Below are 18,192 nucleotides of genomic sequence, written 5' to 3'. Positions count from 1 at the left end.
CTCCCATACCTTACTTTTTATGTTCCACAATCTAGTTTGGCCATGATTTGCTTTCTGGCGTACATTTCTTTACCCACTAATCAATTGCCAGACTGCAGAACCAAGCACATCGCAAATAGCTCATTACTGTTGTGTGTTGCACTTTAATCATGATGTCGTGTATGTTCGTCAATAAGGTTAGTCTGCAGAGTATTTCCGTAGAAGACGGTGCTACAGGGGTTTTCAATTACCGTCCCATCAAAGTAACGTTTTCCGCGCCGCCAAAGAATGTGGACATAAGGCTCAATCCAAGTGTTGAGGGTAGGGTTGTAGCTGAGGGAAATGAAGTAGTTTTCTTTCCACAGGAGAAGTTTGCTCCAAACACCACCTATACCCTAAGTATTGCGTGGAACGATGGAGGGCATGAGATTAGTTTCGTTAGTATCAACGAGATTGCTCAGCTATATTATACAGATTTCACCGAGTATGAATTGGGCCAGCTTCCTGTTGATTGGATGCCGTTTGCTGCCAAGGATGCGGCAGACTTTAAGGTTGTGGAACTGGAAGCTGCCTCGGGGGGGCGAGCGTTACTTGGGTTTGATGGGGGTAGTGAAAACGCGCATTTGGTAATGCCAGCTGTGTCCCTTTCTGAAAACACTTCAGATATTCTAGTTGAATTGACTGTTTGGCTTTCAAAGGGTGAGTTTACCGGTGTGTATTTGTGGGATGCAAAACCAACTTGGCCGCCCTACGCCAGCGTGGCCGATGTAGGAAAGTACTTCGCGGATGAAGAATTGCGCGCATATCGGTTCGCAACCCTGTTCCGTCTCGATGATGGAGAGGCTGATGTTTATGTAAATGACGAAGTTCAGATGAGTAACGTTGGTTTCCGGAATACGCCTGCCGCAGACCTTGTTGATTATACAGTAGGCTTATTCTTTAATGGCAATGGTAATTCCACCGATGTCTATTGGGGCGATGCGCGTATTTCGGAAGTCGGGAAATAATTGTCAGGAGACTCTAGTCTCCTCCTTACTGCCATAGTAATCTCGCATGGGTGGTAACTTAGGGGTAGACTCTTGACCTACGGTATACAGGTTGACCTTTTGCAGCGATGCGACTGGGTGAAACCGGCGGAGATAGCTCTCCGCCCTTTGCCCCGGTCGTTCTAGTGACTCTCGATGTTGTATAACAGTGAGAGGAGACGTTGGAAAATGAATCGGAGATTAGCGAGTTTGATCATTAGTCTTGGACTAATGCTTTCTACTGGTGGAATCGGCTATTGTAGCCAGCTGACCTTTCCTGTAACGATAGAGACCCATCTGACGTTTGGCGGAAGCCCAAAGGAACAGACATCCATAACGCTGGCTGGATTGGGCGATGGTGAAGGAGAACTACTGACTCTCGTGTGGCGTAAAGATAATTCCTGGTTCTCCCAGTGGTGGCTTACAGTAGAAGGAGATGCGAGCTTTTCGCAGGTTGGAACATCTGCCTTAACTAGTTTACAGTTGGCTTCTCATACACCGCAAATAGGGCATCAATATCAGACGGTGATTAGTTACTGTCCTGTTCAGCATCAGGTCGATATCTCTGTCTATGATCTTACACGCGGCGAGTATTTGTACCGCGGACATATTGCGGTGCCAGCCTATTCGAGCCAAGTGGTCCCTCGCGTCAGTGATTCTAGCGTACAGCTGACCAAAAGTACCCAAGTCTATGTTCCGGTAGGAGTATCGTGGTGGCTCCAAGGGGTACAAGGAAATAGTCAGGCGGTTGCGCAGGTTAGTAAGAACGCTGCATTGTCTGTACACTTAGAGCCGGTTAGCCGTAGCGCAGTAGGACAGTTCCGCCTAGTTACTGGGGATGATCTAGAAATCGGCGCCTTTTATGGGTCGGAGGTTGGCGCAGAATATGAAGTTGACCCTACTGGCTTGCAAATAGGGGAGGGATACATCGGTTTGAAGTACTCTGTTGCAGGAGACACGTGGGATTTGGGCCGGACTCAGACACAAGTAGTAACCGGTATTACCAAAATGTCTTTCTCTGTTCCGGTTGAGACGGAGCAGGGGTGGATAAGCAACGTATCAATTTGTGCCGACGGACCTACCTTGTTGAAAGGGTTTAAAGTACTCGGAAGCATTGACTTGTTTCGGGGCGGTAATTGGCAAAATATGATTAACAGGAAGCCGATTCTAAATCGTGACGTTACTGTTACCACCGAAGAAAGCTCATTATCGGTTAATTTAGGTGGCTTGCCATTGAACCGTCATATTGCGAGGGTACATTTTGCAGTGGAGGTGCCTTCGGACGTGTCCTATGAGGTTCGGGGTAACGAGCAGCTAATTGTGCCTACTACATTACTCTTAGGAGCCGATGCTCTGTTGCACCAATATCCAAAGGGCGTATTGGAAATCCATCCTGTGGCACTACCCGTTGAGAATAACTTGTTCGGTAATAATTGGCACTTCGGCTGGCCGGTGGCCACGATGGCCGGGGATACTATTGTGATGGTCTATCAGCGTACACCAGCCCATTGGGGTTCCGAGTTGGTCACGGACAAGTATACTAGTAGGGCTGTGGTGGTCCGATCCCAGGATGGGGGAAGGACTTGGTCTGATCCGGTGGATGTTCGGGAATTTATCAAGGCACCGGTTAGGAACTGTAAAGCTGGATTTGGCAATGCAATCGGAACAATGAGTGATGGATCGGTATTACTTATTACAACATACGGAGTCTTTCGGTCTATAGATGCAGGTGCTACATGGGATCACATTCCCGATGCCTTTGGCGGGATGCAGTTGTCGGGCCCAGTGACGAATATGGGTCCTCGGATTATTGAGCACCCCGAGTATGGGGCAATAGCATTTGGACATTGCGAAGAGAAGGAGGGCAACATAGCTGATGAGATCTGGATACGGTACTCCCGGGACCTCGGTACAACTTGGCATGAGTTGAGCCAGATACTACCCAGTTTTGTGAAAGCGGTTGAGCCTGCCGCCTTACAATTGGATAACAGGGTAGTACTTCTAACGCGAAGTCATGGAAGTTATGATGCATCGGATCAAACGTGGCGTTATGTTGAGCTGGTGTCAACGGAGTATGAACCGCTTTTATTTGAGGCCCACAGGACGAACATTAAAGCCTATGATGTGAGGGCACTAAGTGGTAACGGTGGTTTTGGGCCATGGTCCCAGGACACGGTAGATTTATCCTTCAATCCCATTACACATAGGGTTGAGGCTGTGGTGACGAATCGCTGCGGTGGGGGACAAGGGCGAGAACATGAGCATAGTCATATGACTTTGAATTTGTGGAGCATTGATCCAGACGATCTGTTTGCTGGGGGGAGCAACTGGCGTTTTGAGACTACTCTGTGGGCTAAGGAAGGTATTACACCGGTGAACTCTGACAGAGGGCTTCATGCGGATGGAATGCATCCGGGCGCAGCAGTGATCGATGAAGAAAGGGGACTTCAGTATGTTTACGTGTATTTGGGGTTTACCGAAGGTCCCGCAGGAATTTTTCAAATTACACGTACCCTAGACACAGAACAATTGAGCTGTCTGCCTCCGTGGGAGGGTCGATGAGAAAGTAAAGATGTGCATTTCATAGAGCTATGACTATGTAATAGAACTGGGGCCGGAAGCAAGGAACGTGGTATATTCGCGCGAAGAAGTGATAGAAGTAGAACGCAAGTATGCGGTTATTCTCGGTAACCTTGGTAACACGAAGGAACGTTTTTGTGCAGGATACAAAGAGAACTTGTCTACAATGGGGATGCTAGAACAGGTAGCTTTCATAGAATATGTTCGCGTCAATCCACCTATGTAGTTCATTAATGGGACTAAGGATCATGCTTGTCCACTTGATAGTCACAAGCTGAGTCACTCCCTTGTATCTCCCCCATTACCTTAGCTGTAAAAATGGGAATGAGCCTTCTCGCCTTTCTGGATGAGAATCAAAGGAAATAGATTGGCAGATATTATTTTCTTTGGCCAAACACCTCTTCCACGGTTGGGTGATCCACTTATTCAGGGGAACGAAGTGATAGTTCGGATCAGTAACGGCCGTAAACTGAAGTTAGCAAGGCTTTTATATGCCTTAGATAAGGGCAAATGGAACGATCGCAAATGGAATATGCTTCTTACGCGAAATAATGGGATTAGATTAAGGCAGGTCTTCCATATTGACACAAAGACATTCTTCTTTGCTACAATTGATGAGGCCGGAGCACACGTGAGTAATCACATAAGGAGTATTGGTAGCAGCTTACTTGTAGGGCAAGCATTACGGCTTAGCAAGGTATAATAATTAATCTCATAGGACAAAGAGGTAAGCGAACCGAAAGCTTACCTCTTTGTCCGCAGGGGTTAGTTATCCGAGAAGTTGCGTTAGATCAGTCTCGACAGCATCAATGAGATGCAGGTCGAATTTTTCAACCAGTACATTCAATACGTTAGATGAGAAGAACGCAGGAAGTGTAGGTCCTATATAGATATTACGAATACCTAAAGCTAGTAGGCTGAGCAAAATGCAGACTGCCTTCTGTTCGTACCAGGATAGCACCAAACTAAGGGGTAACTCATTGACACTGCACCCGAAGGCTTCGGCAAGGGCAAGGGCCACCTGAATGGCGGAGTAAGCATCGTTACACTGACCCATATCCATGATTCGGGGCAGCCCACCTATCTCCCCAATGTCTAGATCGTTAAAACGGTACTTCCCGCATCCTAGTGTTAGGATGAGAGTATCCTGAGGCGCCTGTTTGACGAACTCGGTATAGTAGTTGCGGCCTGGTTTTGCTCCGTCACATCCTCCTACGAGGAAGAAATGTTTGATTGCGCCAGCTTTGACTGCGTTTATGACCTGATCCGCTACGCCAAGAACAGTACCGTGAGCAAAGCCGGTGGTAAGCTCTGTACCGCCATTGATGCCGGTGAGGATTTGATCATTCTGGTACCCACCAACCTCCAAGGCCTTGGCGATAATCGGAGTGAAGTCCTTCACACCATTTACTTCTTCAATATGTTGTATATTGGGGTAACCCACAACTGAAGTGGTAAAGACCCGGTCAGCATACGAAGGCCTTGGAGGCATGAGGCAATTTGTCGTAAACAGAATTGGCGCTGGGATAGCAGCAAATTCCTTCTGCTGATTTTGCCAAGCTGTCCCGAAATTACCCTTCAGGTGTGGATACTTCTTTAACTTAGGGTAACCATGGGCTGGTAGCATTTCCCCGTGGGTATAGACATTGATCCCCTTATCCTTGGTCTGTTCTAGCAGGTTCTTTAGATCCAGCAGATCATGACCGGTAATCACGATAAACGGTCCCTTCTCTATGATGGTTGAGACCTTTGTGGGAACAGGATTGCCGTAGGTTTCTGTGTTAGCCTTATCAAGTAGTGCCATACATTTCAGGTTTACATGACCGAATTCCATGAGCAAATCAAGCCATTGGTCCACTGAACGATCTTCTGCCAATGCTCTTAGGCCCTTGTAAAACCAAGATGTAACCTCATCGTCCACCTTGCCTAGCACGTAGGCGTGCCATGCATAGGCTGCCATGCCGCGTAGACCAAAAAGCAAGGTAGACCGTAGGGAGACAATATCTACATCCCCCTGCCATAGTTCCTGCCAGGGAGGGTCTGTGGCACCACCTAGCCGGTCTTTTTCTTGCTTGACGTCTTCGATCATCTGCTCAATTCTATTTTTGTCAAAGTTAACATTGGTAATCGTGGCAAAAAGCCCCTGGATGACCAGCTCATCGGCCTTGGGTCTTGGAGTCTTTCCTGCGACAGCCTGGGCAAGGCAAACTAACGCACCGATTAGCTCATCGTGTTTATCAGAGACATCTGGCTGTTTGCCGCATACACCAACTCTCGTACATCCTTTTCCTCCTGCGGTCTGTTCGCACTGAAAGCAAAACATGCAATGATTCCTCCTTTAAATTAGTGATTAGCCCTTGAAATGTTTGGGACTTGGGGCTTTAACTACAAAGAGCTCCAGGATCTCCCTATCCTTGTTCATCACATTCATCTTGGTCTTGTAGGGAATGTTCACGATACTACCCGCCGGGTAGTGGCGCTCGGCCTGCTCATTTAGCTGGAGGGTGACCCGTCCCCGGATTACCAACATATATACATGGGAGTTGGAGTAGTGTTCAGGAAGGGCTGCACCCTCTGGCAGTACCATGTGGTTGATCCCTACGTGATCATCTTCAAGGATTCGTTCAATTAGTTTTTCATCGGTTAAAGCGAAGGTGTACTGTTTTTCAAGCATTTTTTGTCCTCCTTTCATATTACCATTCATCGACAATATCCCCATTGGTTCCAATAGTGACTACACGCCAAGGAATTAGCTTACCGCTTTGCACTAAGGCTTGCTTCACCGCATGCTCTAGTCCGCCGCAACAAGGAACCTCCATTTTCGCTACAGTGATGCTCTTTATATTATGATTGTGTAGAATCTCGGTTAGTTTATCTGCATAATCTGTATCATCCAGTTTCGGGCAACTGATCAACGTGATCTTGTTCTCCATGAAACGTCCATGGAAATTCGCATAGGCATAGGCTGCACAGTCGGCGGCGATCAGTATGTGAGCATTATCGAGGTATGCTGCACTTGCCGGTACTAGTCTCAGTTGACACGGCCATTGACGCAGCTGGGAGTCTTGGGTCTGCTCGTTCCGATCAGGCGTTTTGCTATCTGCTTTCTGCTTGATCATTCTTACTTGGGTCCCGGGGCATCCACAACCTAGGTCCTGCTTTGCACGTAGAGTCCGCTCCTTCACTGCCTCCTCATCAAAGGGGGCGGCTACCCGCTCCTCAATGCTGATTGCTCCGGTGGGACATTGGGGCAGGCAATCGCCGAGTCCGTCACAGTAAGATTCAGAGACCAGCTTAGCTTTACCATCCACTAATTCAAGAGCGCCCTCGTGGCATGCTTGAATGCAGAGCCCACAGCCGTTGCACTTTTCCTCATCGATGCTAATAATCTTTCTTTTCATCGCCTATCCTCCTTGCTAAAGGTTTTCTTGTTTTTGCACCTTCAGTATAGTACAATTGGGTCGGCAAGTCCGTAACATAGGTTACGAAACACAGGGGTGAGGTAGGGAATGTATGAAAAATGGTTTTCTGTCCTGCGGGATTGCGCACTATTTCAAGGTGTAAACGATGGTGAACTGGAATCCATGCTTGCCTGTATGGTCAAAAATGTCTCTACCTATCGGAAGGATGACTGCATTCGACTGGCAGGGGCATCCTTTGATGGAGTCGGGATTATCGTAGAAGGCAGTGTCGTGATTACCAAGGAAAATGCCGCGGGGGATCGCGTCATCATCAACATGTTTGGGCCAGGGGAGGTATTTGGGGAGTTGGCCGCTTTCTCCGTCCAAAAACTCTGGCCCGCCACGGTGACCGCCCAAGGGGAAGTAACGGTTATTTTCATTCCACCGTCCAAAATCGTGGGTAGTTGTGAGCGTGCTTGTCCAAGTCACAGAATGCTCATTGCCAATATGCTCAAAATCGTTTCGGATAAAGCATTGGGGCTCCGTCGTCAGATGGATTACCTTGCTATGAAGACCCTAAGGGGAAAAATTAGTGCCTATCTATTGGAGCAGTATAGAAGAGCAGGGCGTACGATGTTTGTTCTTCCATTAAAACGAGATGAGTTGGCGGATTTCCTTAATGTCACTAGGCCTTCTTTGTCTAGGGAAATGTGTCGGATGCGGGATGAAGGACTAATTGACTTTCATCGCAGTTCTGTTTTGGTTAAGGACGTGGAAACCCTTCGCCACGCAGCTCAGTAAGAAGAGCTCATTGGTAGATAATACCTGGATTATTCGGACCTTGGCTGGACACATTAACAAATGAGCAAGCGATTAAGGTCGCATTATTTGCGCCAACTGCTTACGGTGTATGCGAAAGCATGCATCGTGGGTGGGAAACGCAGGTAATGTGGCTGACTAAGGTCACGTCTGGTGGGAAAATTATCGCTTACGACCTTATCGGCCGTAAGCGGTGATCCAACTGCCATGACTGGCCGGTTGACGATCTACAGTATTGGCGTAAATAGCGTGTGCGGTCGAGAGATCGTTCATGTTACTAAGCTAGTACTGCAGGTCAAAAAATCGCTTGCTCACTTTGCTTTTCTAACTACCTGAATCTAAGACCTAGTGGTGGAGCTACTCGAATCTTTAGCCTCAGGCTGGGTTGTTGCTTGAAGAACCTTGGATTCATGACCGACCACTGTCTGATCACAGGGGCCTGTCTTTGTACCTGTACTCTTCTTTGAACCAAATCTTCCGGCCTTATGGTTTGTCTTAACCGCAAGGATTGGACTTGACGGTTCCTTTCCTCTAACTTCCTGGAGACTTGTTTTCTGAGCTTTTCGCTGAGTTCTCGGCAGACTTCATTGGTCCTTTTCCTAGTTTCAAGAATCTTTTCATTTAGCTCCCTTGCGGCCTCGAGATTTCCTTGTCGCAGCAATTCCTGTTGTTGAACAAGTAAGTCAACTAGCTCTTCCTGGGACTCTCTATGTGCTATCTTTACCTGCTCTACTAGATCCATTAGCTCTTGGAGTTCTTCCGGTGATTTGGCGTGGTTGTTTAGAGCAAATAACAGTTGGTTCTCTGCTTGCAGGCGCCGAATGTCATTGCCAAATACAGAAACCGTTGCTCCCACAATTACCAACAAAATGATAAGTACCGATGTAACTTGCTTCATTAGGAATACCCCCTTAATAAATAGTCAATTAGAATATACCAAGTGATTTTTAAGAAATTGTTAAGATCGGGACACTATGCCCAGTCTCCGCGGAAAGGAAAAAAGGAGGTGCGTGTAGAAGAATTTCCTCAAAAACAGGGTGAGGGGGATATTGGTGGAGCGGATCTTGGTCATCGAGGATAACTGGGCGGTTAGCGAAGTGATCCGTCTTTACTTGGCGAAAGCTAGCTTTGAAGTTGAGTGTGTTGCTGATGGCCAAAGGGCTTTGGAGCGCCTGAAAGAACACTGGGACCTAGTGATACTAGACCTTATGTTACCTGGTGTGTCGGGCGAGGAGATCTGTCAGGGGATTCGGAAAGAATCAGATCTGCCGGTGATTATGCTTACAGCCAAAAGCACTTGCGAGGATCGGATCGCGGGTTTGGTCATGGGGGCGGATGATTATATCGTCAAACCCTTTAACCCCGAAGAGTTGGTAGCTAGGGTACATTCCGTGCTAAGGCGATCTGCACCAAAACGTGAGCAAAGGGAAGAAATTATTAAGGTACCGGGGTTGATACTTAATTACACACAGCGTAGGGTTAGTGCCGGTGCACAGGTAATAGATATGACTCCCAAGGAATTTGAGCTCCTTTGGTACTTAGCCGCCAATCGTAATCTAATCCTTACCCGTGAACAAATCTTCAAAAGGATATGGCCCTACGATGATCCCCCTAATACCCTCCGGAGAGTGGATGTTCACATTAATGGTATTAGAGATAAGCTGCAACAAGCCGTCCCCGGATCTAGTTATATCAAGACGGTCCGGGGGATCGGTTATAGATTTGAGGTGCGATCGTGAATTCCATTTTTGGCAAGACCCTACTGAGTCACGTAGTTGTTGTCCTTGTGACCCTACTGACTATTGGACTCCTATTTCCCACCTTCTTTAGTAGGGTGTTTTTCCAAGGACGGCAAGAGCAGCTGGTGGTCCTTGGCACGCGTATCGCTGAGATACTTACGGCCGAAGAAGTAGGATCGAGCGCAGTGCTACTGCGAAAGCTTCATCATGTTTCTGGAACAGAGATCTGGCTTGTGGACGATCAAGGAAGAGTTTTGACCGCTTCGGTATTAGCAAGGGTAAACCACCTGTTGTCTGAGCCTAGCCGGCGCAGCCTAATCAAAGAGACTACCCAGACGCTACATGGATTTGGCGAAGGTTTCCGACGTCCAATGCTGGCGGTCTCCCTACCAACTGCGCCGATTGAGCTTCCCTTGGGAAGTGCAACTCATATCCTGCTGTTTTCACCTATTCATGAAATGAGTGCTGTGGTGGAGCGGGCCTTGCGTCAACTGTCTTGGTTTTCCTTGCCCGTAGCTGTATGCAGTGCTTTGGTCGCAGCTTGGTTCATGTCCCGGCGGCTGACCCATCCCTTAGTGGCAATCAGCGATACAGTCCAGGCGATAGCCCACGGCCAACTAGGTCGTCGGGTTCACCACCGAGCTTGCGGAGAGATCGGGATGTTAGCCCAAGGTGTGAACAGCATGTCTTTAGAGCTTGCCCGTTTGTTTTCCAGTCTGTCCGATGAGAAGAGAAGAACGGAATCCATTCTTGCACATATGTCCGAGGGCGTTCTAAGCATTGACTTGGATAAGGCGGAGGCAGTATACAATACTGAAGCCGCTCTAATTTTGGGTCTACCTATGAACCACTCCGATGTTCTAGGTCGGTGCCCAAGCACAGAGCTAATTCGGATCGTCCAAGAACGGGAGGTTATCTCCGTAATCGAAGCAACCATCCAAGAGAATTCCGTTCAAAGAAAGACCGTACAGTTGCAGAGAAACCAGATCTTCCAGATAACGGCATCACCCCTTTGTAGTGACAATGAAAGGGCTAGCGGAGCGGTAGTACTATTACTAGATATTAGCCAGCGCCACAGACTTGAGCAGAGTCAACGGGAGTTTTTTGCTAGCATTTCCCACGATCTCCGCACACCCCTAACAGTCCTAAGGGGTCTGTTGCAGGCCGTCAAGGATCAGCTTGTTACGGATCCAGAGGAGATAGAAGGCTACATTGATTGTATGCATTCCCAGGTTCTGCATTTGATCTCCCTCACCTCTACTTTGCTGGAGATCGCCAGGCTAAACATGGAAAGCTCATTATTGAACAGGGAGCTAGTCTCCTTAAGCGAGCTTGTTACAGAGCACGTTGCTTTACTAGAGCCGCTCATTGAAGAGAAACAGGTGACGGTAATAACCGAGGGAATGGACCTAGCACCAACCATATATCTTGACAAAGAAAAAATGGGGAGGGTAGTGTATAATCTCCTGGAAAACGCGGTGTTCCACTCTCCCCAAGGCGGGATGGTGGTTATTGGTCTTAAGGAAGATGGGCATCACTTGGAGCTTAGTGTTTCAGATCAGGGTCTGGGGATTACTCCCGGTGAAGAACAGCAGGTCTTTCAACCCTTTTATAAGGAAGACCTAGGAAGAAGTAGTAGTTCAAATGGTCCTGGTCTAGGCTTGGCAATAGTGAAGAGTCTTGTTGAACTGCACAATGGAACGGTACAGGCCTGCAATAGACTAGCAGGTGGGGCAGAGTTTCTAATCCGGTTGCCTTTGAGCAGGGGGTAACCCCTGCTCAAAGTTTAACGGGCCCGCAACCTCAGACATTGTCTTTGCGGTTCCTCACAGGGACACTCTGCGCGGTCACACTCTCCTTGGTGAAGATGTCTTTGTATCTGCTGTCGGTTCCCCTGACATTGGGCCTGTCGGTTTGCGCGCTCAGCCCGCAGGGGTGTTTGGGCTAGTGCTATTGATACGGCCATGATGACCACAACTAGAGTGCACAGTATAGCTAGGACTACTCTGTTCTTTGGCACATATATCCCTCCCTCATTTCCATACTAACAGAAAAGGGGCTGGGTGGAAGCAGGTAACTTATTGTAGTCAAAGAAAAACTCCCCGGCAAGCCGGGGAGTTGGATTTACCTAGATTACCAATCGTCGAAACCAGGGAACGGTGGTTGCGGTGCATCGATCCTACACTGATCGGGGTTGATCCAGAAGGTGATGGAATGGCCCGTTGGCTCATCGGGATATGCATTGGTCCAGTAACTTCTTACGTTAGATAGGTTCTCTCTTACTTTACTGTCTATGGGCGATGGCTCTTCCTCTTGGGAGTAAATCACTCCTTGAGGGTTGACTTTCTTCAAGAACTGGCTGGAACTAGTGGGTGTCCAGTTTTGACTCATCTTAAGGAAATCAACGGACAAATTCGCATCGTCACTAAGCATCTCTGCTTCCGCCTGTGCACCAATGGCTCCGGCAAACAAGAACGATAGTTTTCCATAGTCTAACCGCAACACGATTGAGGAATCGTAAGCTTCGGCGTATCCATCAGGAGTACTTGGATGGAGCACATCAAAGGACAGCTTACCGATCTGAAGACCATTGTTCTTGGCTAGGGTTTGCGGTGAAAGCTCTGCGCTTGCTAAAGCTTCCTGCAACTCTTGATTAGCGGCGTAGTGGCTATGACCGGAGTAGTAGAAAGCGTTCACCTTAATATCCTCATTCTCCAGGACTTTTGTCAAACCACCCAGATAGTTCGGATCGGGGTTAGTACTTACTATAGCATCCAACACCCAAGTGGAATTGCCGTCTTCATCGAATACTTGGGGTATTTCCGCATAGTATTTCAAGTAATTAACTACCCAGTCGCCCGTATCAGTGCTTCCCCCGTCAATCAAAACACACTTACGACTAACCAAATCATGAATTAGGATCGCATCGCCGCCGGCAACGTTAATAAAATGCACTCCTATATCGGCATAGAAAAAAGGCATGCAGCTACCTGTGATTAGACCAAAACCAATCACTAGGCAAAGTATTAGTAAAAGACTCTTCTTCCTCATAAATGGGACCCTCCCTCGGACATACTACGGGAATAAAATGCTTGCTTCGGGTTTCAACATATATAATTCCTTAAGTACCCCAGGTTTTCCTTCCCTCCAAAAAGCGGAAATCCGAGAAGATGTCGACTTCCAGGATTAAGGTCCGCGGCTTCTTGCTCATCTAGGCCTTCAACGATGTGTCATGCGCAAAGACCAGGATGTAGACTGAACAAGGCTTTTCTATAGATTTGGCGAAGATTATGGGGTAGAAAACAATCTTGGAGGGAGCTAAGTGATCAAGATCCTCGTTACTGGTTTTGATGCCTTTGGTGGAGAGAAAATTAACCCATCAGCCTTAATTTTAGACATGCTCAAAGAAAGAACCAAAGATATCGATCTTGTAACATGCCAACTACCTACGGTGTTTACTAAGTCTGCAGCAGTAGTTGAAGAAGCCATTACCACCTCCAATCCTCACGCGGTGATTAGTATCGGGCAAGCAGGTGGGTCAGTAGGCCTTCGGGTGGAGCGCGTGGCCCTTAACCTAGCTGATTCCGGCACTGCAGATAATGAGGGCAATCGTCCCGCCGATACAACTATTTCCCCGGAAGGACCAGTCGCCTATTGGTCCACGATTTCGGTAAAAGACGTGGTAAAGGCGATTCGGGAAGCGGGGATTCCAGCGTCTGTTTCGTATAGTGCAGGTACCTTCGTGTGTAACCACGTATTCTATACTACCTGTAATTTTGTTGCTACGCATCGACTTCCCATCAAAGTCGGTTTCATCCATGTTCCCTACTTACCGGAGCAAGCAGTGGGAAAGCTAGGGGTGGCAAGTATGTCCTTAGAACACATGGTAACTGCCCTGCAGAATGCCCTAGAAATTGTGGCTGCTGATGTTCTCGGGTAGGAGCTGTGGGCCGGGTATGGTTGCATCTTCAAATGATGGATCGTATGATAAGAATGGTGAAATTAGGCGCCAAGCTGAAAAAGCACTACATATACAGGGGTGATTCTTACTATGAGAGATTGGGAAAACCAGAAAATAGCGCATCGTAATTGTACACCGCCACATGCTTTGCTTTTGCCTTACTGTAATGAAGCTGCGGCGATTATCAACCAACGGGCTGCCACACCATGGTTTGAGTTACTCAATGGACAATGGAAATTCCATTATGCCGATGCCCCCGCGTTAGCACCGGGGAATTTCTTTGCTGAGGATTATGATGTCAGTGCTTGGGATGATATAGAAGTTCCATGTAGCTGGCAAGTATTAGGTTATGGTAGACCCCATTACACCAACGTGGAATACCCCTTTCCCGTAGATCCTCCCTTTGTTCCCTCGGATAATCCCACCGGGTCGTACCGGAGAGATTTCGTGCTCTCTGAGGATTGGGGAGAGCGGCAAGTGTTCCTTAGGTTTGAGGGTGTGGATTCCGCCTTTTACGTTTGGGTTAATGGGCAAAAGGTAGGTTTTAGCAAAGGAAGCAGGTTACCGGCGGAATTCGATATTACTCCCTACGTCCGCTGTGGAAAGAACGTGTTGGCTGTGCAGGTCTACCAGTGGTCCGATGGGAGCTATCTTGAGGATCAGGATATGTGGTGGTTAAGCGGAATCTTTCGAGACGTATATATATACGCTACTCCCCGCACCCATATCTATGACTTAACCGTTGTTAGTGAATTGGATGCTCAATATCAGGATGCGACGTTAAAACTTGAACACCTGATTAAGAATTTCGGGCCCCATGATGTGGAGAAGTACCAACTGAAGATAAAGCTATTAGATGATGCCCATAACGAGGTCCTTGTTCAAGATGCTGCAAGTTGTTTGACAGTCTCCGCCCAGAGTGAGACACTGGTGAGATTTTCTGCTTCGGTAAAGAACCCGCGTAAGTGGTCTGCGGAGGATCCTTATCTTTATACTCTACTGATTAGCCTGTATGATGATGCTGATAACATAGTGGAAGTTGTCACCTCGAAAGTGGGATTTCGTATTGTGGAATTGAAGGGCGGAAATCTGCTGGTTAACGGAGTTCCGATTATGATTAAGGGGGTTAACCGGCATGATATTCACCCGGATTTAGGTAGGACCGTGCCGCTGTCAGTGATGGAAGAGGACGTTTTGTTGATGAAGCGTCACAACATTAATGCTGTGCGCACATCCCATTATCCCAACGATCCCAGGTTCTACGATCTGTGCGATTACTACGGTATCTACGTACTAGACGAAACAGATATAGAATGCCATGGTTTTGGTCCCATTGGTGATATAGATCGGATCAGCAATGATCCGGAATGGGAAGTGGCCTACCTGGATCGAATGGAAAGGATGGTGGAGCGGGATAAGAACCATCCTTCAGTGATTATTTGGTCCTTGGGTAACGAGTCAGGTTTTGGATGTAACCATGAGGTGATGGCGGCTTGGACTAAGGAGAAGGATCCCACAAGGCTTGTGCACTATGAAGGCGATCGAGAGCAAAAGGTTGTGGATATTGTAGGTCCAATGTATACCTCCGTGGAAGGTTGTATCGCCTTGGCGGAACAGGAAACATGGGATAAGCCAGTCATTCTATGCGAATATGCGCATGCCATGGGCAATGGACCCGGTGGACTGACGGAATATTGGGATGCCTTCTACAAATATCCCCGGTTGCAAGGCGGGTTTGTCTGGGATTTCGTTGATCAAGGTCTGCGAAAGCGTGATGAACATGGTCAAGAGTACTTTGCCTTCGGTGGCGATTACGGAGATTACCCCAATGACGCCAACTTTAACATCAACGGTTTAGTCTTCCCCGATCGGAAGCCAAGCCCGGGAATGATTGAATACAAGAAGGTACTTGAACCCGTGAAAGTTGAGGAAGCAGACCTCAAAACCGGTCAGGTCCGGATCAGCAATCGCTATGACTTCAGTCTCCTGGACCACCTAGTGTTAAGCTGGAGTATCCACAGGGATGACCAGGTCATTCAGGTTGGCACCCAAGACCTTCCTGAGATTCGCCCTGGTCAAAGCCAAGTGGTTACACTTCCCTACCGGTTGCCCGGGCAAGCTAGTATACACGATTACTGGTTGAATATTAGTTTCGTGTTAGGACATGATCAAAGCTGGGCTGCTCGGGGCTATGAGATCGCCTGGGCTCAGTTTCAATTGCCGGTAGAAAGACAACAGTTGAAGGTAAAGCCGAGGAATGTATCTATTCTATGCGAAGAATCGTCTCATCAGATCAAGGTATCGGGCGCGGATTTTGAGTTGGTATGGGATAAGGTTTATGGTGTGCTCTCCTCATGGTGCTTCAATAATATGGAGCTTTTGACCAATGGTCCCAAACTCAGCTTCTGGAGGGCCCTTATTGACAATGATCGGCCCTTTACAGCCGATTGGCGCAGAGCGCGGTTGCATTGGCTCCAACACCGAATTGAGAGTGTCAAGTGCCTGGAGCAAAACGAAAGGTGTGTTAAGGTCCAAGTTTTGGCTCGCATTGCACCCCCTGTCCTCGATCACGGTTTTCGGTGTAGTTACACCTATACTGTATACCCAAGTGGTGATGTACTAATCAAGACCGAGGGTTCTCCCTATGGGAACCTACCCCATCTACCACGGATTGGTTTACAAATGACAATACCCAAACACTTAGATCAAGTCTCCTGGTATGGTCGGGGTCCTGGAGAAAGCTATGTTGATAGCAAACAAGCCAATCGGGTGGGGGTCTATGCCTGTGGGGTGGAGGATCTTTATGTACCCTATGTCTATCCCCAGGAGAACGGGAACCGCACCGATGTACGCTGGGTCTCTTTTACTAATCTAAATGGAATGGGTCTGCTGGTTGTTGGACAACCCATGCTCAACTTCTCAGCCCATCGGTTCACCACCGAGGATATCCAGCGAGCAAGACATACCAATGAGCTTCCAGTGAGGGATGAGATTACCGTCAACCTAGACCATCGTCATTGTGGCCTTGGTAGTGGTAGTTGCGGTCCAGCCACACTACCGATGTACCGGATTGAGCCCGAACCATTCAGTTATACATTGCGCCTTCGGCCCTTCTGTCAGGCAGCGGGATCGGCCATGTTGTTAAGCAAAGAAGAGCTAGTTACTGACTAAAGACACGGCCCGGGAATTCCCGGGCCTTTTTATTTAACCAATTTCCAATGGGTGGCGATAAACATACCTAGGTCCTCTCCAAACCCGCCCGGTCTATATGTCAAGAGCTCATCATTCATATTGAACTGACCTTTATTAATGAAGTCTTTGCAGATCAGGGCTCCTTCAATAGAAGCTCCCCAATGCATTTTCAGCTCCGTGAATGGAGCAAAGATGCCTCCATAGAATTCGGCTTCGCTTTTCATGGTTATCTGGCGATTTGGTTCAAGGACGAAGAGGACGACGTTAGGTAAACTGTCATTTCCCACGATGCTTGCGGACTCTAAATGGACGTCTCCCGAAACGAACACTTCGTTCCATTGGTCATTATCTATAAATACCTTGACCTGACTTTTGACGTTTAGATCACCCTCTACTACAAGTAAGACTGGTTCTCTTGAAGTAAAAAACGCCTCGGAATGAAAGGTTAAGTCCCCGGCGGCAAAAAGTCTAGAGCCACCGTCGCTATATAGTACTGCCTTGTTATTTATGTCAATATCGTTGTCTGCTACCACGGTAACATCACCCCTGACGATGAGGTTGCCTCCCCCATGAAGACGGAGGTTATTACCGGCGAACATCGTTAGGTTACCGTCGGAGCTCACTTGGCTGTCGTTGTTTATATCAATGATTCCCCCTGCGGATATTGTTGTTTCCTCACCGCCTAATGACACCAAGGAGCTGCTTTTGGCGATGAAATCTCCACCGGTGGTTATGTTTACATTACCGTTAGTTCTTATCTCAGCCCCATTTCTTAGTGCCAAAGAACCAGCGACTAGCAGTTCTACATTCCCTTCGATTTGCAGACTCTCATTAATCGTCAGGTCCCTACTAACCAACACTTTAATGGGGGGAGCATCAGGTGACGGATCTGGATTTGCGATGGTAAATTCGCCGTTCCACGGTTCAAAATCCGACAAATCCGGTCTTGTAGGAAAGGTTGGCGCTATTGGGGGGTCTATAGGGGGCATCTTGAAGTCCTCATCCACTGTCTGAGTGCCCTGGAAATACTTAATACAATCGGCAAACAAGCCATCTGCAGGAAACATGGATTCAAAGGCAAGCTGTACGGAGATGGTCCTTTGCCGGCCTTGGTAGGTTCCATATGAGGTAAGGACACCGTCATTTGTAAGGTCTATGCTAAAGCGGCTATCGTCCTCGATGATGCAATAGCTCTCCTCACTTTTTTTATAAGGAAACTCCGATTCAAAGTAGGTCATGTGATCCTTTGGATACTGATTCAGCCAGGTTAAGGCATGATAAAGACCGGACTCTGCTGTATGTAAGGCTAGGGCATATTCGGCCTCGATGGAGACATTACGCAGGTATATGGGCACAAGGGTGGCGATGACTCCAATGATCATAATCAGAACGACAATTATCAGGATGCTAGCGAGTATCGCAGAACCTTCTTCTCTTTCCATGGGTATGGCCCCCCCTGTTGGCCTACTATAATCTGATTATACCTGATATTGGAT

General features: G+C 47.9%; 16 protein-coding genes. 9 read left to right on the top strand and 7 right to left on the bottom strand.

Annotation, left to right across the window (positions count from 1 at the left end; all coding sequences use genetic code 11):
• Positions 1-161: 161 nt before the first annotated feature.
• The 4 genes from M0Q40_08625 (at position 162) to M0Q40_08610 (ending at position 4,287) form a co-directional block, all read left to right on the top strand.
• Positions 162-986, top strand: a complete 825-nt coding sequence (locus M0Q40_08625; protein MCK9222669.1) for an Ig-like domain-containing protein — start codon at positions 162-164, stop codon at positions 984-986.
• 207 nt (positions 987-1,193) lie between these two features.
• A complete protein-coding gene (locus tag M0Q40_08620; protein MCK9222668.1) occupies positions 1,194-3,566 on the top strand; it encodes a glycoside hydrolase in 2,373 nt (790 codons plus the stop codon).
• A 67-nt stretch (positions 3,567-3,633) separates the two neighbouring features.
• Positions 3,634-3,810 carry a hypothetical protein gene (locus M0Q40_08615; GenBank protein MCK9222667.1) on the top strand — a complete coding sequence of 59 codons (177 nt, stop codon included), beginning with the start codon at positions 3,634-3,636 and terminating at the stop codon, positions 3,808-3,810.
• Between the two features lie 141 nt (positions 3,811-3,951).
• A complete protein-coding gene (locus M0Q40_08610; GenBank protein ID MCK9222666.1) occupies positions 3,952-4,287 on the top strand; it encodes a hypothetical protein in 336 nt (111 codons plus the stop codon).
• A 66-nt stretch (positions 4,288-4,353) separates the two neighbouring features.
• Here the strand turns inward: M0Q40_08610 and hcp are convergent, their stop codons facing one another.
• Genes hcp through M0Q40_08595 form a run of 3 tightly spaced genes read right to left on the bottom strand, consistent with a single transcriptional unit; the run spans position 4,354 to position 6,985 of the window.
• Positions 4,354-5,907: a hydroxylamine reductase gene (hcp, locus tag M0Q40_08605; protein ID MCK9222665.1), complete on the bottom strand. Its 1,554-nt coding sequence runs from the start codon at positions 5,905-5,907 to the stop codon at positions 4,354-4,356.
• Positions 5,908-5,934: 27 nt separating this feature from the next.
• A complete protein-coding gene (locus M0Q40_08600) occupies positions 5,935-6,258 on the bottom strand; it encodes a cupin domain-containing protein (GenBank protein ID MCK9222664.1) in 324 nt (107 codons plus the stop codon).
• Between the two features lie 19 nt (positions 6,259-6,277).
• Positions 6,278-6,985, bottom strand: a complete 708-nt coding sequence (locus M0Q40_08595) for a 4Fe-4S binding protein (GenBank protein ID MCK9222663.1) — start codon at positions 6,983-6,985, stop codon at positions 6,278-6,280.
• 108 nt (positions 6,986-7,093) lie between these two features.
• Between M0Q40_08595 and M0Q40_08590 the strand changes: the two genes are divergently transcribed.
• The gene (locus tag M0Q40_08590) at positions 7,094-7,786 is read left to right on the top strand and encodes a Crp/Fnr family transcriptional regulator (GenBank protein ID MCK9222662.1); all 693 of its coding nucleotides are present in this window, start codon (positions 7,094-7,096) and stop codon (positions 7,784-7,786) included.
• Positions 7,787-8,132: 346 nt separating this feature from the next.
• Here M0Q40_08590 and M0Q40_08585 read toward each other — a convergent pair whose 3' ends face one another.
• Positions 8,133-8,702: a hypothetical protein gene (locus tag M0Q40_08585; protein MCK9222661.1), complete on the bottom strand. Its 570-nt coding sequence runs from the start codon at positions 8,700-8,702 to the stop codon at positions 8,133-8,135.
• 154 nt (positions 8,703-8,856) lie between these two features.
• Here M0Q40_08585 and M0Q40_08580 point away from each other — a divergent pair, with 154 nt between their 5' ends.
• Both M0Q40_08580 and M0Q40_08575 read left to right on the top strand, forming a co-directional pair.
• Positions 8,857-9,543, top strand: coding sequence for a response regulator transcription factor (locus M0Q40_08580; protein MCK9222660.1), 687 nt, complete (start codon positions 8,857-8,859; stop codon positions 9,541-9,543).
• Positions 9,540-11,315 (top strand): ATP-binding protein, encoded by a 1,776-nt coding sequence (locus M0Q40_08575; protein MCK9222659.1) that lies wholly within the window; start codon positions 9,540-9,542, stop codon positions 11,313-11,315. Before M0Q40_08580 ends, M0Q40_08575 begins: the two co-directional genes overlap by 4 nt.
• Before the next feature lie 14 nt (positions 11,316-11,329).
• On the opposite strand, the gene M0Q40_08570 is transcribed toward M0Q40_08575, so the two are convergent.
• Both M0Q40_08570 and M0Q40_08565 read right to left on the bottom strand, forming a co-directional pair.
• A complete protein-coding gene (locus M0Q40_08570) occupies positions 11,330-11,563 on the bottom strand; it encodes a hypothetical protein (GenBank protein MCK9222658.1) in 234 nt (77 codons plus the stop codon).
• Between the two features lie 113 nt (positions 11,564-11,676).
• A complete protein-coding gene (locus M0Q40_08565; protein MCK9222657.1) occupies positions 11,677-12,594 on the bottom strand; it encodes an MBL fold metallo-hydrolase in 918 nt (305 codons plus the stop codon).
• Between the two features lie 271 nt (positions 12,595-12,865).
• On the opposite strand from M0Q40_08565, the gene pcp reads away from it, so the two are divergent.
• Both pcp and M0Q40_08555 read left to right on the top strand, forming a co-directional pair.
• Positions 12,866-13,483 carry a pyroglutamyl-peptidase I gene (gene pcp, locus M0Q40_08560; protein ID MCK9222656.1) on the top strand — a complete coding sequence of 206 codons (618 nt, stop codon included), beginning with the start codon at positions 12,866-12,868 and terminating at the stop codon, positions 13,481-13,483.
• A 111-nt stretch (positions 13,484-13,594) separates the two neighbouring features.
• Entirely contained in the window at positions 13,595-16,675 is a 3,081-nt protein-coding gene (locus M0Q40_08555) for a DUF4981 domain-containing protein (protein MCK9222655.1), read from the top strand.
• 29 nt (positions 16,676-16,704) lie between these two features.
• On the opposite strand, the gene M0Q40_08550 is transcribed toward M0Q40_08555, so the two are convergent.
• Positions 16,705-18,138, bottom strand: a complete 1,434-nt coding sequence (locus M0Q40_08550) for a hypothetical protein (GenBank protein ID MCK9222654.1) — start codon at positions 18,136-18,138, stop codon at positions 16,705-16,707.
• Positions 18,139-18,192: the final 54 nt, after the last annotated feature.

This window comes from Limnochordia bacterium (assembly GCA_023230925.1).
Classification (GTDB): domain Bacteria; phylum Bacillota; class Limnochordia; order DUMW01; family DUMW01; genus JALNWK01.
This window is presented reverse-complemented; position numbering and strand designations above follow the sequence as displayed.